Below are 14,692 nucleotides of genomic sequence, written 5' to 3' on the forward strand. Positions count from 1 at the left end.
CCCCTTCGATCAGATTACGTAGAGCAAATCCACTTTCGAGATGAAGGGCTGGGGCAGGGACGGTTGGCTCTCAGCCAGCTCCCACCTCTGTCCGGCCTCCTTTGCAGGATTATCCCCTTCAATCAGGTTCCGTAGAACAGATCCACTTTGGTGATGAGAAGCAGGGGCATAGACAGTAGGCTCAGCTAGCTCCCACCTCTGTCCAGCCTCCTTTGAGGATTATCCCCTTTGGTCAGCTGACGGGAAACAGGTGCACTCAACTGAGAAGATTGTGGATTTCGTGTGGGCAAGACGGTTGGAATGTGATTCCGGATTATTCTTGGATCCAGCCTCGACTTCCTCCTGTTTTCGTGTTCGCCCATACAGGTACACCTCCCACATCCTACTTAACAAAAGGGATAATGATGTAAATGCCCCCACAAGAGACTCTCTGATCGAACGGGATAATGGTGCAAAAGCGACACACAGACACTCTCCCTGATCAAGAGGGATAATGCGTGAAAGGGGCTCCCAAAGAGCCCCCTGAACAAAAGGGATAGTGATGAAAAAGCACCCCACAAGAGACTCTCTGATCAAACGGGATAATGGTGCAAAAGCAACACACAGACACTCTCCCTGATCAAGAGGGATAATGTGTGAAAGGGGCCTCCACAAGAGTTGTGCCTCATCCTCCAACCGCCTGCTTATAAAAATAGCCGGCCACAATCATTATCTTCTGGTCGGCTATTTTTTGCATGGTTAGCCCAGCAGGAAAGCGCGTGGGGAAACGAAGAGGAAGCGCTCGGCTCGGGCCATGACGTGGACTTTTTGCTCTGGGAAATGCTCATACAGGTAGTCCACAAAATGACCTGGCTTCTCTGCATTGACCGCAAACAGGTCATAATGCAGCGGGATTACGGTGTCCGCGCCGATTTCCTGGGCGAAATGTGCCGCTTCGCGATAATCCATGTTTCCCACGATTCCACGCTGCTGGCGGAAGTAGTCCCGCCCGTTGATCGGCAGCAGGGCGATGTCCGGTTTCAGCTCACCCACTTGCTTGATCAATTCCGGAAAAACCAACGTATCTCCGGCATGATAAAGCGTCACGCCGTTGAGCTCCAGAACGTACCCAACGTACCGGGGGCAGCCGTCGGCATCCCGTTCCAGCTGCTCATGGGCCGCCGCAATCGGCGTTACCCGCAGCTTGGAGAAGAGCTCCAGCGGCTGACGATCGTCGGCGGTCATGAGCACAGACTCCGAGATGCCCATCTCTAGCAATGCTGGCTTGCAGCATGCCGGCGCAACGATCGGCGCCTCGGGACTGCTGCGATGCAGCCATGGCAACGTCCGCGCATCCATATGGTCATCATGTTCATGTGTTATCAGGCATAGCTGTACGCCTTCAATCTCTTCCGGTGCAATCGGTGCAGGAAATGCGCGCCGCCAATCACCGTCGTCCAGATCGCCCGAGAGATAAGGGTCTACGTAAATCGTGATCCCGTCCCCTTTGACGATGACGCTTTCCTGGCCGAGATACCACACCGCCAAGGTTCCGTACGGCGGTTCCGTCCGGGCGATCTCACGAATCAATGCCGCGCCTGTTCGCTGATTTTGGGTCATTGGATAAGGGTACTCCTTGATTTTTTAGGTTCCCGCCACAATCGAACGGATAGTTTCCAGAGGCAGCTTCGGCTTACGATCGTAGGTCAGCAAGCCGTTAATTTCCTGTTCCACGTCCGTGAACTGGGTATAGCAGAAGCCTTGGACCACCGGAGATTGCAGCATCGGTACGATTACATTCTTCAGGCGCAGCGCAAAATCCTCCTCATTCTCCGCACCGGAGTACCCCCAGCCTTCCCATTCATTCACCTTAAAGGAGATCCCGCCAAACTCTGTGACCAAAATTGGCTGTCCCTCGTAAGGGAATCCAGGTACCAGAATCACCCGATTCCCGGGAGCTGCAGTCAAAGCCGATTCGACGGTTGCATACCGCTCCTCCAACTTCTCCTTGCGCCATTCGTAGTCGTGAATCGTCACAAGGTCAGTGGTCACCAATTCCCATCCGTCATTGGAAACAACCGGACGCGTGGGATCCAGCGACTTGGTCAGGTGGTACAGCGATACCGCGTGGTGCTGTTGCTGCTTGTCGATCATGATGTTGGTCACGCCCCAGCTTTCGTTCAGCGGAACCCATGCCACGATGCAAGGATGGTTAATATCCCGCTCCACCGCCTGGATCCATTCTCGCGTCATCCGACTGACATACTGCTCAGTGAACTGGTAGGCGTTCGCCATCTCCCCCCACACCAGCAGCCCCAGTTTGTCAGCCCAATACAAGTAACGGGGATCTTCGATCTTCTGATGCTTCCGCACCCCGTTCAGCCCCATGGCCTTTACCAACTCCACGTCCCGCCGCAAGTCCTCATCGCTTGGCGCAGTCAGCAAGCCATCCGGGAAGTAACCTTGATCCAGCACCAGCTTCATATAATAGGAGCGATTATTTAAGTGCAATTTGCCGGATTCCACGGAAATTTTGCGCATCCCGAAATAGCTTTGGACCTTGTCCACAGGTGTACCGTCGATCAACAGCGTTAACTCCAGATCGTACAAGTTGGGGCGTTCCGGTGTCCACCAGCGTCCCAAGCCATGATCGTTAAAATCCTCCAAATGGATCACCCGGCGACCCGACTCATGACTTACGGAGAAGCAATCCTCGGTGACAAATTCGCCGTTAAACGTAATGACCGCCTTCATGCTGGCTTTAACGGAGGCGCTGTGTCCCGCCAAAAACACCTCAAGTCCGATATCATTCTTGTCGATGTCCGGCACCAACCGAATGCGATCAATTCGCGTCGTAGGTACCGGCTCAAGCCAGACGCTCTGCCAAATCCCAGTCGTGCGGGTATAGAAGATGCTCTCGGATTGATCCTTCCAATACTGCTTGCCCCGCGGCAGGGAAACATCGCGGCTGTGGTCCGTCGCCTTCACAACAACGGTATTCTCGCCTTCATCCAGTACATCCGTAATATCCGCCGTAAATGGAGTATGTCCGCCTTCATGCATCGCTACCAGATGCCCGTTCACCCATACTTTGGCCTCATAATCCACAGCACCAAAATGCAAGAGCAGTCTGCCTGACTTGTAGTCTTGAGGTACGGTAAACGTTCTCCGGTACCATACCTGGTCGTGTACAGTCGGGTCACCTATACCGCTCAGCTTGCTCTGATAGCAGAATGGCACGTTGATTTTCCGACTGAAATCATGTGTCTCGTACCATCTGTCTCTTTCACCAATTCCTTGGTCGTCAAATTCAAACTCCCACTCACCGTTTAAACTCATCCAAGCGTCGCGGACAAATTGGGGACGGGGGTACTCGTTACGTAAAGGTTGACTTGTCATTTTTCCGCTCCTTCGAGTCTTTGTTTATTGTTTTTGTTTTAATACATAATTTTTGTATCTTTTAAGCTAAATATAGCCCCGAACTTCTGTTTTGTCAACGCTTTCAGTAGATTTTTCTAATTACATTAAGTGTTTTTATTTTACGAACTTTTTGGAATTAAGTGCCTATGATACAAAAAAACCACCGACTCCCCAAGGAGTCGATGGTCAAATTAGAGCTTATTCAAATGGAACCAGTGTCTTCATCCATGGTGTAGGCGATCTGAAGAACTAGGTCCTGATCATAATCGCCAAACTGCTTGCCGAACAGATTGACACCGCCCTTATGGATCGCATCCGGCTTAACGCCGATCCGTACACGCAGACTTGGTCGTTGATCAAGGTTCAGATCGTCGATCGTAACGTCGGAGACCTTCTGCATATCGAGCGTTGTGCGTTCGCGGTCAACTCGCCATGTTTTCAGCAAGCCGTATTGGGTCATCCAATCTTCCCACCAGGGAGGATTGAATGTGCCGCGCCGATCCCCGAAATCCCCGGGACTCGTCCACATGCCGATCTCAACGCCATTAATCCATACCGAAATATCCGAAGGCCAGTCATTGTCGTAGTTGGGGGCTTCCGAGCACATTTCCATGGACAATTCCAGCGATTGAATGCACGCATTTTGCGGAACTTCCAGCGGGAACTGGTACTCCACATACCCTTTACGAAACCACAAAATCTGCGCTCCCACATGCTTGGGGTGATAGAAGCTGGCCGGCTCATCCTCCCGAACCAACATGCCTTCACTGGATGCCATACCGCACGTCGGATGAACCTCGCAGTCGCTGTAATGCCCGATCGGCATTTCAACCTCGTAGAACTTCATCCCGTCCTTGGACGTCCGGATGCTTGAGTTCAGCGAGATGAGAATATCGTCATAATTGCGGCTGCACACCTTCATCGCACCGCGGACGGCCGGAAGCAATTCCGTATTAATCAGCTTGGCCGCTTCCAGGATCTTAACGTTGTTTGCCACCGTAGACACCGGAAGTTCCAGCGTCTCGGCAAGCTCAATGATATTCATGCTCCGCGTGTTGAGCAGACGAAGAATGTCTACGCGAGACCGTGTAGAGAGCGCGTGCGCCACTTGAACCAACTTATCCGGTTCGTGTATCCCGACTTCCAGCATAGGAACCTCCGTATCCGTATTCCCAAATAATGATCTTACTTTCTTGACTTTACTACACAAAGCTGGAATAAATCAAGATTCATAAAAGTTATCACGATTCCGGGATCTTCAACGGCAACAGGTCAAAACAATCCAATTCAAACTCCCCGCGATTCTTCGTGAATCGCAGCTTGTTCACCCCATCCTTCAACTGAATTTTGGCGGTGGACACCCCCCAGTTGTTCCACCCCTTCGGGTGAACCGCTGCGGTAACGGAAGTCCCCATATCAACGCTCAAGTCAAAATAGGCCATTTCTCCGGCAGCACTCCCGTTTGCAGTTCGCGCCAGCAAGAGGTACTCTCCTGCCGAAGCTTGGATGGAATACTCCGCGTAGCTGTCTTTCTGCTCAAACCGCCCAACGCTTTTTCCGCCGGAGCCCTCAGGATTCTCCAGCACAGTCACACCGCCCCCAAGCTGCCCCTTCTCCGCTTCATAGCGGACGCGGCTCACCTCTCCGGATGGCAAAGACAACGGGAGGTTCGGATCCGCCGGAACCCCTAAATTCGGGGTGTTGTCCGCGTTCCAAGTAAAAGGCTGCATCCGTACCTCCCGGTTCCAGCCAGCATCCTTGTATTTCGCCACGTGATATACAATCCAATCCTCCGTCCCGTCAGGTGACGTGGTGAAGGAGTGATGTCCCGGGCCGTACAGTCCGTTGCCGGACACGAAAATCGGCTCCTCTCTTTTATGCCAGGAAGCCGGATCAAGCAAATCACGGTTCGCATCGGCCGTAATTAATCCCAGACAGTAGTCATTCGTCCAGCTCCCGCTCGCCGAGTAGACCAGATTAATGATGCCGTTTCGAATCGCCACCTGCGGACCTTCATTCACTTGCGGCGAATGATTCGTTTCCCAAGCATAAGTCGGCCGGGAAATCTCCACTCGCTCTGAGTCAATTGTCCAAGGGTTGCTCATATGGGCGATGTAGAGATTTTGACGGATATTCTCCTTCCCTTCCCAACCAGACCAAATAAAATACAGCTCCCCGTTCACCTGCAGAACGGTCCCATCGATCGCCCAACGGTTGGTAGTGTCGGTGATTTGCCCTTTTTGCTTCCAGACGCCTTGTAAAGGATCAGCCGAAGTATTCTCCATTACGTACATCCGATGGTTCACGTTATCCCCGTCATCCATGGCGCAGTAGATATACCAAGCCCCATGAATATAATGGAGCTCGGGAGCCCATATGTTGTGGCCGCCCGTTGGAATCACTCGCCGGGGAGCACCATCCATCCCCGTTATGCTGGCGGATTTCCATACTGTCACGTCACTGCCGGTGGTTTTCGTGAAGTAATAATACCCGTCGGTATGTTTATACATCCAAGGATCTGCCCCGTCCTGCATCAGTAAATTATAAAAATCATCCCGCTTGTCACCCTTAGCATCAGATCCGGCACAACCGACCTGCGCCAATAGAAACAGACAAATGGCAGGCAACAGCGCTTTTCCGAATTTTCCTGTTTCCATCTCTCTTCACTCACCCTTTAATTGATCCGACGTAAACACCCTTAACAAAATACTTCTGCAAGAACGGATACACGCACAAAATCGGCACCGTGGATACGACGATCGCACAATATTTCACCAGTTCCCGGAAGGCGGTCGAGCTCTGGGCGCTGTCGATGACGACGCCGCCCGCACTGCCAATGGTGGTAGCCGTGGAATCGTTGGCGACCAAAATCTCCTTCATTAATAGCTGCAGCGGAAACAGCTCCCGATCCTTCAACAAGACCATCGCGTTAAACCAGGAGTTCCAGTTCCCCACCAAATAGTACAGAAAAATAACGGCTAACGTCGCCTTGGACAACGGGAGGATCACCCGAATCAAGATGGCCGCCTGGCTTGCTCCATCGATCGTTGCAGCCTCTTCCAGCTCCGCCGGCAGCGACTGGAAGCTCGTTCTTAAAATAATGATATTCCACGTGTTGAGCGCCGTCGGTAAAATCATCGCCCACAGGTTGTTATATAAATGGATATCTTTCATTAACAGAAACCAGGGAATCAACCCGCCGCCAAAGAACATCGTGATCGTAATCAGAATCATGATGAAGTTTTTGAAATAGAGATCTTTTCTCGACAGGACAAAAGCGCCCATGATCGTCATGACCATATTCACCAGCGTACCTAGACCTACGTAGATGATCGTATTTTTGTAACCAACCAGCAGGCTGTTGTCTTTAAAGACCAGCTTATATCCGTCCAACGTAAATCCAAGCGGCTTCAGCAACAGCCCGCTGTGCGCCATCAGCGCTGTCGGGTTACTGACCGAGGCCAGCAAAATATGCAGCAAGGGATAGAAGCAAATTAACGTAATCGCGGTGAGCAGAATGTAGTTCATGACTTCAAACACGCGATCTCCGGTCGTCATCGGCTTCCAGTTTTTTCGTCTTCTCAGCTTTTTCCGACTGGACATGGTCATCCCCCTTTCTACCATAAGCTCACTTCCGAAGTGCGCCGGGCGATTCGGTTCGTTACCCACAGCAACGCAAAGTTGATCACGGCGCTAAACAAGCCAACCGCGGTGGAAAAGCTGAGACTGGCTTCACGCAAGCCCCTGCGATAGACATAAGAGGCGATGACGTCTGCCGTATCGTAAATAAGCGGGTTGTAGAGCAAAATAATTTTTTCGTATCCGGACGCCATCAATCCGCCAACCGCAAAAATAAACAGAATCACGATAATCGGCGTAATTTGCGGCAGCGTAATGTACCACATCTTTTTGACTCGACCAATCCCGTCAATTTCAGCCGCCTCATACAATGCCGGATCGATCGAACTCATCGCAGCTAGATAAATAATGCTGTCCCAGCCGATGTTCTGCCATATCCCGGAAAATGTATAGATCGGCCTAAAAAAGCCGGAGTATCCCAGCAGCGAGGTATAATCCTTCCCTGTGATCCATTGCAACACTTGGGTAACAATGCCTTCATCCGCCGTAAAGATATGAATGATCCCGCACACGACCACCAAGGAGATAAAATGGGGCATGTACGTAATCGTTTGAACGGTTTTCTTGAACTTTCCGTCTCGAATCTCATTCAGTAATAACGCCAAAATGATCGGTGCCGTGAATCCAAACACGATCCCCCACACATTAAGGAGAAGCGTATTCTTGGTCACCCTCCAGAAGTACGGCCCCTGAAAAAAATCGATAAAATGCTTTAACCCTACCCAATCGCTCTGAGCAAACCCCAGCAACGGCTTATAATCCTTAAATGCGATAAGCACTCCCCACATCGGACCGTAACAAAAAACCAGGAACCAAGCGACCACTGGAATGGCAAGCAAATACACAAACCAGTTCTTTCGCAGATCTTTTTTGATCCGGATTCGGGTTCGGTTTGGTTTCGGAGCCTCTGAGGAAGGAGCGAGTTTCCTTGATTTACGGACGATCTCCATGAACGCATCACCTACTCTTCTTATTCCGAATTCTCTGAAACAATAACGAGGGGCCCAAGCTTCAACCAGCCCGGTCACCCTCGTTATTACCTGCTTAATCTTTAGGCCAAACGGCGATTATCTGCTGTTGTAACGATCCAATGCCGCCTGATGAATGCTCAGGAATTCGTCCAGCCCCATCTTCTTCGCTTCTTCCAAGAACTTGTCGTACGCATCTACCGGCAACTCGCCTTTGATGATTTTGGCAAAATATTCACCCCGGAGGGTAGACAACTGGTTCCCCAGCTCGGCTTCCCGTGAAGCTTCCTCCTTCGTAAACGAAATCGGAGGCATCGCCGCGCTCGTATCCATGTTCTCGGTCCAATATTTCCGAATTTCGCCGGAATAGCTGCCTTTCGCTACGATCAGCGGGTTGGAGTTATGCTCGTCGCGAATGTCCGGCCAGATATGTCTGCGATATTTATCAAGCGCTACCGCTACCGGCTGTCCATCCGGGTCGTTGTACATATAGCTGTTTTCCGGATAATAAGGCTTGCCGCTCTCATCAATCAGGTGCACCGTGCCGTATTCGCCGTAGTTATAGATCTCCCAGCCTTTCTTGGTGTAGGCGAAATCCAACCAGGCCATGGCCGCTTCAACGTTATCACACTGGGTCGTGATGGCAGCTTCCGTACCTGTCCGTTTAAAGTTCTTGTACGTGGTTGCAGATTTATCGCCCTTGTTCAGCACAGGGTTCAGCGCTCCCACAAAATCGATATCATTTTGTTCCTTCCAGTAGCTCCACATCGTGTCCGGCGAGTCCATCATGACTGCGGTTTTGTCGGAAATGGCGCTGGCCATTCTTTGGTTGAAGTCCGCTGTCGCCCAGTCTTTGTTAAGCAGCCCTTCTTTGTTCCATTGCTGCATCATGGCGAGGTATTCCTTGGCCTTGGGTTGTGCCGGACCCCAGGCGACTTTGCCGTTGCTGTCCAGGAAGGTCCAATCCCATACGCCATATGCACCGTTTAAGATCCCGGTAAAGATCTGACCATAGTTGGATCCATAGTTCAGCGGCTCGCTGTATCCCACTTCCTTCGCTTTGGTCAAGAAGGTATGCCATTCGTCAATCGTTTCCGGTATTGGAAGCCCTATCTTATCGAGCGCCTCCTGCTTGATCAGCATCCCGAACCACATCCACTCCGAGTAAGGAGCAATGCCGTAGAAGCCGAGCAGTCTGCCGCTGTCGGTGACCGTCGTTTTTCTTCTTGTCTCATCGGAGTTGCGCCAAGCCGAATAGTTCGGAGCATATTTCTCCATCAAATCGGTCAGATCCAAATACGCCCCATCGTTAACGCCTGCCTCGAAGCCACCAGGGTACCGGCCAGGCTCAATGATGATATCCGGCAAATCTCCGGAGGACATCATCAAGGTAAAGGCATCCGCTTCCTGCCCTACCGGCGGAGTGATGAAGTTGACTTTAATCCCCGTCAGCTTCTCCACTTGCTTCTGGATCGCGTGGTTGTTCATATCCGGGATGTTGCGATTCGCAGGCATCCAGACATCCAGCGTCACTTCTTCTTTGAAAGGGTAAGCAGAGTAGTCGTTTGGAATTTTCTCATCAAAAATATCACCCAGATACGTATCGTTGAGCGTCGTATTCACTTCGTTGATTTGCTCTGGAGTCGGAGATGTATTCCCGCGAATATCCTGACTGATGTCGGCAAACGTGGTTTCCTTCTTCTGTGGCTCCTCGGTAGCATTCTCGCTGGTGTTATTGCCTACGTCAGCCTTCTTCGAACCGCCCCCGCTGCAAGCCGTAATCATGGAGACCGCAAGAATAAAAACAAACAGAAAACTTAAGATACGTTTTGACTTGTTATTCATATGAACCTCCCGATTATTGATTTCAAACGCAACAACCCCCGATATTTCCGCTTGCACTCATCGCCCTTTTCGGATCGGTTCAACCCCCTCTGTCATCAAATCTCTCATCCAAAAATGATATTATTGTTTTATTACAATAATTTTGTATCTTTGCGTTGATTATAATCCGCGCTTGATGGTATGTCAACGCTTTCATTTAAGAAGATCACGATTTTTTTAATAAAATAACTTGATGTTTCAAAATAAACTATTAGTTTCAAAAAAACTGTAATTAATATCGCGCCCTTTATTCGCCGGCAGGCCGCGGAATAGGCATGCCGGTGCCGACAGGAATCCCGAAATCCGGCATCCCGTTGGCTTGCCAACCAAATTTTTGGAGTCTTGTGCTGCGGGGAGATCCAGCGGAGCGAGGCCGCTCTGCTTCCGAGTAATCATAGGCATGGTAGACGATCCAGTCCTCGGAGCCGTCGGGAGATACGGTAAAGCTGTTATGTCCCGGCGCATACACTCCAGCGGAAGGATTTTTGGCAAAGACCGGGCCTTCTTCCTTGATCCAGGACTTCGCATCCAGCAGATCTGCGGTCTCCGGGATCCGCGCCATGCCGAGACCGTAATCGTCCGACCACGTCGCGCTGGCCGAGAAGACAAGGAAGATCCAGCCGTTGCGCCGCAACAAAACCGGGCCTTCGTTAATCGCCATCCCGCCTTGCTTCTCCCACGGCTCCGTCGGAGCAGTAATCAATACGTTCGGACCGGTTAATGTCCAAGGATTGGCCATTCGAGCCGCGTAAATCGCTGAGCCGTAATCCGGGAAATGGCCATACCCAGAATAAAAGAAATACAATTCCCCCTGATGTTGAATGACGGTTCCGTCCAACCCTGCAAACTTCGTGTTCACCACAGCTTTAAACTGCCACTCGTCGTTCATCGGATCATCGCCCGCCAATTCAAGCACACAAATGCGTCGCGTGTCGTCCCCGCCGCCGTCGTTCGCCGTATAGTAGATGTACCAGCGCCCATTGATGAAGTGCAGTTCCGGCGCCCACAGGTTGTAGGAATAAGGGCCGTTGGGCTCAGGCGTCCACACGGTCTTCGGCTGGACATGGCCAAGTCCGCTCAAGGTTGGACTGTGCCAAAGGGCGAGGCGATTACCCAAGGTCACCATCATGTAATAGCTTCCATCGGGATGCCGGGTGACCCAAGGATCCGCACCGTTTGACAGGATTGGATTTACAAACGTTTGATTCCCCATAGTTCCCCTCCTAAGTATTACGAGATTCATTTCAAAGTAATAGCAAAGTATTGTTTTATTCCAAACATTTTACTTCGTTTTCATCACAATAATCGGTTATCCAGCGAATGTCAACGTTTACATTTTGGGGAGAAGCAAAAAAAAAAGCTTATGTCCGCACATCCTTGAGTGACATAAGCTTTTTGTTAAGCATGTTCTTAAGTTAAAAAACGCTAATCCGGATTAAACGTTTTTCTACTAAAATATTGTTCTACAGAGATTAAATAGAATAATAGCGAATAACTATTAAAGTAATATTTTCGAGCCTAATTTGACAACACCAAGCAGAACGTTTATTGTTAATTATGGAAATTTTATTTAATACGAGCGAAAAAAAGGGGAGAATTTAATGCAAAAACTCCCGTGGTTAATAAGTATACTGGCATGCTTCCTATTGCTCATCACTGGTTGTAATGAACCCCAGCCTAAAACTGATGATGCGATGAAAACAGCCGAAGCCTATAAAACGACCGAATATAAAGTTGACTTTACTGAGGATCTGTTGTCTGCCGAATCCATTCAGAAGCGAAACGAAGCGATCAAACCTTTTTTAACGGAATCGTTTTACGAAAAACAGGTTAACAATCGAATCACCATTTTACCTTTAAGAGTTGCTGCGGATACGCAGCTGTCCATCAAACCTGATGATTTGCAAACCCGCATTAAAGCGCAAGACGAGAACAATGTCACCATCGAATACACTGTAAATCTACTACTGACAAACTCGGAAGGCCGCGAAAGCAACCGAGTTCCGTTAGAAGGCGAGTTGATGATGACTTTCGTAAACGAGCGATGGCTGGTGCAATATGACGACTTTAATGTCCAAGTCTTCATGAAATTGATTTCCGAAAAATAGGCTCCAGCTGTCCTAGTGCATAAGCCATAAATAAAACCCTACTTTCCGCGTTATGGAAAATAGGGTTTTATTATTATAACGATGATTGAAGAACAGCCTCCCGCTTCAAAATCGCGATTCCGTTAATCGGCAGCTCGATGGAGCCGCTCACGATTAGGCCGGTTTCGGCATCGGTGTAGCTGCGGCGGTCGAGCTCGACGCGGGCGGTGCGGCCGGAGAAATTCTGCACGAAGACGTAATCGTGCTGACCGTCCGTGCGCAACTGTGCGGTGACTCCCGCTGGCAGATCGGTATCCAGCGTCCGGCGCACGCCGGCATCTTGCACGAGCTTGCCGTAGAACGCCTCGTAGAAGGCGGGATCGCTGACGCGAGCGGCCAAATAGTACGCTCGGCCTCGGCCCAGCTCATTAAGCGTCAAAGCCGGCTTCCCTGCGTAGAAATCATCGCGATAGACGCCAAGCACCTTAGCGCCTTCCGCGTGAATATGCTCGCATAGCTCATGGATCTCATACGTCCCGCTCAAGCCCAGCGGATTCCCGTCTTCCAGAATCAACGCGTTGCGGTCATGGTCATGCAGGCCGTCGATTTCCTCCGCCCACACGCCTACCGCCTTGCGCAGCGGCCCCGGAAAGCCGGTCAGATGGCACAAGTCATTCTCGTCGACGATGCCGGACCAATACGTGACGAACAAGGTGCCGCCGTTCTTGACGAACTGCTCCATCTTCGCTCCGGTTTCTTCTCGGAGTAAATACGCCATCGGTACGACCAGCAGCTTGTAGCCGCTGAAGTCGTCAAACGAGCCGATGATATCCGTTGGCACGCCCATCTCCCACAACGCGCGATACTGTTGCATGACGGTCTCTTCATAATGGATGCCTTTGTTACGCGGTCCTTGGGCGTCATTGATGGCCCAGCGGTTATCCCAATCGAACAGGATGGCTGCTTCCGCCGGAACGGTGGTCCCCAGAATCTCCGTTAATTCCGACAGCGTCTTGCCAAGCGAAGCAACATCCGCGAACACGCGCGTGTGCTCATGGCCGACATGATCGATGACCGCACCGTGGAATTTTTCGCTGGAGCCGCGGCTTTTGCGCCATTGGAAGTATTGAACCGTGTCAGACCCATGGGCTACTGCCTGCAACGAGGACAGCTTGTGCATGCCCGGCCGCTTCAGCTTGCTGACTGGCTGCCAATTCGTCAGCGACGGCGTGCTCTCCATCAGCATAAACGGTTTCTGCTTCAAGGAGCGGAACAGGTCGTGGTTAAACGCAAACCAGGAAGCTACGCCCGCATCGGATTCAGCCTCATGCCACATCGGATAAGCGTCCCAGGAGATGACATCCACCGCTTTGGCAAACTCGCGATAATCCAGTCCGTAGAACAGGTCCATCATATTTACGGTGCAGGGCAAGTCCGGGTTGATTCGTTTGAGCGGCTGGATCTCATGCTTGTAGAAGTCGATCGTCTGGTCAGACACGAATCGACGCCAATCGAGGTTCTGTCCGTGCACCATCATTTCCCCGTGAGGTGCCGGGGATTCCACCTGCGACCAGGAGGTATACGTATGGCTCCAGAAGTTCGTCCACCACGCGTGATTGAGCGCTTCGAGCGTGCCGTATTTCCGTTTCAGCCATTCGCGGAAAGCGTCTTGGCAGTAGTCGCAGTGACATTCTCCGCCGTATTCGTTGGATACGTGCCAACCTACCACAGCCGGGTGACTGGAATAGCGCTCCGCCAGCCGGGTATTCATCTGGGTCACTTTTTCCCGATAGACCGGGGATGTAAAGCAGTGGTTATGACGCATGCCGTGGAGGTTGCGCACCCGGTTCTTCTCGACGCGCAGCACCTCCGGATACTTCTCCGACATCCAGGCCGGCCGGGCGCCGCTTGGCGTGGCCAACCAGGCGTAGATGCCGTTCTCGGCGAACGTGTCCAGCACGCGGTCCAGCCATTCAAACCGGTATACGCCTTCCTCCGGTTCCAGCGAGGCCCAGGAGAAGATCCCCACCGCCATCACATTGCAATGGGCCAGCTTCATCAGCCGGATATCCTCGGCCAGCACCTGCGGATCATGAAGCCATTGGTCCGGGTTATAGTCGGCGCCGTGCATAAAGACCGGCAGTTTGTCGCTTATTGGCGGGAACTTCATCGGTTTTGAGCTTCTACTCATCGAAATAACTCCTCCCCGTTTCTGATCTGTATTGATGTTGATGTCATTCTCATGTGCTTTGCAGCGAACTACCGTTACGAAATGCAAAAGTGCAGTCCATTTTCGCCAAATTCCCCTTATAGCGGCCTTTCAAATGTAAAAGTGCAGTTGAATTCAGCCCAATCCACCCTTTTTAGCCTCAATCGTCTCATACCAAATGTACTTTCCCTAAGGCCCCCTAAATAAACTGGAGTCCTCCCCTACAAGGATTTACAATGGAAATAAGGGAGAGGATTCAGTTATGGGAAAAGCCAAAGATGAATTTCGTTTAAAGGTAGTAAGAGAAGCTCTGTCCGGGATTAAGGTGGGGGTGCTTGCCCGGTCGTATGACCTGCACCCAGAAACCATTCGAACCTGGATTCGAGCATACCGAGATCAGATTACAGATGTGGATACATCACTGCCAGACCAACACCTTCAAGAACTCAAACGACTTCAAGAGATTGAAGAAAAATACGAGAAAGCGATGAAAGTACTTGGTGAGA

General features: G+C 51.1%; 11 protein-coding genes. 2 read left to right on the top strand and 9 right to left on the bottom strand.

Features of this window, described 5'->3' with window-relative positions:
* Positions 1–738: 738 nt before the first annotated feature.
* The 8 genes from M891_RS0121030 to M891_RS0121065 all read right to left on the bottom strand — a co-directional run bounded on the left by M891_RS0121030 (position 739) and on the right by M891_RS0121065 (position 11,103).
* On the bottom strand, positions 739–1,599 hold the full coding sequence (locus tag M891_RS0121030) for an MBL fold metallo-hydrolase (RefSeq protein ID WP_028540163.1): 861 nt from the start codon (positions 1,597–1,599) through the stop codon (positions 739–741).
* A 24-nt stretch (positions 1,600–1,623) separates the two neighbouring features.
* A complete protein-coding gene (locus M891_RS0121035) occupies positions 1,624–3,378 on the bottom strand; it encodes a glycoside hydrolase family 2 protein (protein WP_028540164.1) in 1,755 nt (584 codons plus the stop codon).
* A gap of 223 nt (positions 3,379–3,601) precedes the next feature.
* Positions 3,602–4,549, bottom strand: coding sequence for an ArsR/SmtB family transcription factor (locus M891_RS0121040; protein WP_028540165.1), 948 nt, complete (start codon positions 4,547–4,549; stop codon positions 3,602–3,604).
* A 91-nt stretch (positions 4,550–4,640) separates the two neighbouring features.
* A complete protein-coding gene (locus M891_RS0121045) occupies positions 4,641–6,056 on the bottom strand; it encodes a family 43 glycosylhydrolase (protein WP_028540166.1) in 1,416 nt (471 codons plus the stop codon).
* 10 nt (positions 6,057–6,066) lie between these two features.
* Positions 6,067–7,002: a carbohydrate ABC transporter permease gene (locus M891_RS0121050; RefSeq protein WP_028540167.1), complete on the bottom strand. Its 936-nt coding sequence runs from the start codon at positions 7,000–7,002 to the stop codon at positions 6,067–6,069.
* Positions 7,003–7,016: 14 nt separating this feature from the next.
* Positions 7,017–7,988 (bottom strand): ABC transporter permease, encoded by a 972-nt coding sequence (locus M891_RS0121055; RefSeq protein ID WP_016310779.1) that lies wholly within the window; start codon positions 7,986–7,988, stop codon positions 7,017–7,019.
* Between the two features lie 117 nt (positions 7,989–8,105).
* Entirely contained in the window at positions 8,106–9,851 is a 1,746-nt protein-coding gene (locus M891_RS0121060) for an extracellular solute-binding protein (RefSeq protein ID WP_028540168.1), read from the bottom strand.
* Positions 9,852–10,137: 286 nt separating this feature from the next.
* A complete protein-coding gene (locus M891_RS0121065) occupies positions 10,138–11,103 on the bottom strand; it encodes a glycoside hydrolase family 43 protein (RefSeq protein WP_028540169.1) in 966 nt (321 codons plus the stop codon).
* A gap of 388 nt (positions 11,104–11,491) precedes the next feature.
* Between M891_RS0121065 and M891_RS0121070 the strand changes: the two genes are divergently transcribed.
* Complete coding sequence (locus M891_RS0121070; RefSeq protein WP_016310776.1) at positions 11,492–11,998, top strand: hypothetical protein; 507 nt, start codon at positions 11,492–11,494, stop codon at positions 11,996–11,998.
* Between the two features lie 73 nt (positions 11,999–12,071).
* Here the strand turns inward: M891_RS0121070 and M891_RS0121075 are convergent, their stop codons facing one another.
* Positions 12,072–14,168: a beta-galactosidase gene (locus M891_RS0121075; RefSeq protein WP_028540171.1), complete on the bottom strand. Its 2,097-nt coding sequence runs from the start codon at positions 14,166–14,168 to the stop codon at positions 12,072–12,074.
* Positions 14,169–14,448: 280 nt separating this feature from the next.
* Here M891_RS0121075 and M891_RS0121080 point away from each other — a divergent pair.
* Positions 14,449–14,692: transposase (locus M891_RS0121080; RefSeq protein WP_028540172.1), on the top strand; the 244-nt coding region annotated here is incomplete at its 3' end.

The sequence above is a fragment of the Paenibacillus sp. J14 genome (assembly GCF_000518465.1).
Taxonomy (GTDB): domain Bacteria; phylum Bacillota; class Bacilli; order Paenibacillales; family Paenibacillaceae; genus Fontibacillus; species Fontibacillus barengoltzii.

Coding starts and splice junctions, on each gene's coding strand:
- M891_RS0121030 (WP_028540163.1), bottom strand. CDS start 1,599: ATGACCCAAAATCAGCGAACAGGCGCGGCATTGATTCGTGAGATCGCC.
- M891_RS0121035 (WP_028540164.1), bottom strand. CDS start 3,378: ATGACAAGTCAACCTTTACGTAACGAGTACCCCCGTCCCCAATTTGTC.
- M891_RS0121040 (WP_028540165.1), bottom strand. CDS start 4,549: ATGCTGGAAGTCGGGATACACGAACCGGATAAGTTGGTTCAAGTGGCG.
- M891_RS0121045 (WP_028540166.1), bottom strand. CDS start 6,056: ATGGAAACAGGAAAATTCGGAAAAGCGCTGTTGCCTGCCATTTGTCTG.
- M891_RS0121050 (WP_028540167.1), bottom strand. CDS start 7,002: ATGTCCAGTCGGAAAAAGCTGAGAAGACGAAAAAACTGGAAGCCGATG.
- M891_RS0121055 (WP_016310779.1), bottom strand. CDS start 7,988: ATGGAGATCGTCCGTAAATCAAGGAAACTCGCTCCTTCCTCAGAGGCT.
- M891_RS0121060 (WP_028540168.1), bottom strand. CDS start 9,851: ATGAATAACAAGTCAAAACGTATCTTAAGTTTTCTGTTTGTTTTTATT.
- M891_RS0121065 (WP_028540169.1), bottom strand. CDS start 11,103: ATGGGGAATCAAACGTTTGTAAATCCAATCCTGTCAAACGGTGCGGAT.
- M891_RS0121070 (WP_016310776.1), top strand. CDS start 11,492: ATGCAAAAACTCCCGTGGTTAATAAGTATACTGGCATGCTTCCTATTG.
- M891_RS0121075 (WP_028540171.1), bottom strand. CDS start 14,168: ATGAGTAGAAGCTCAAAACCGATGAAGTTCCCGCCAATAAGCGACAAA.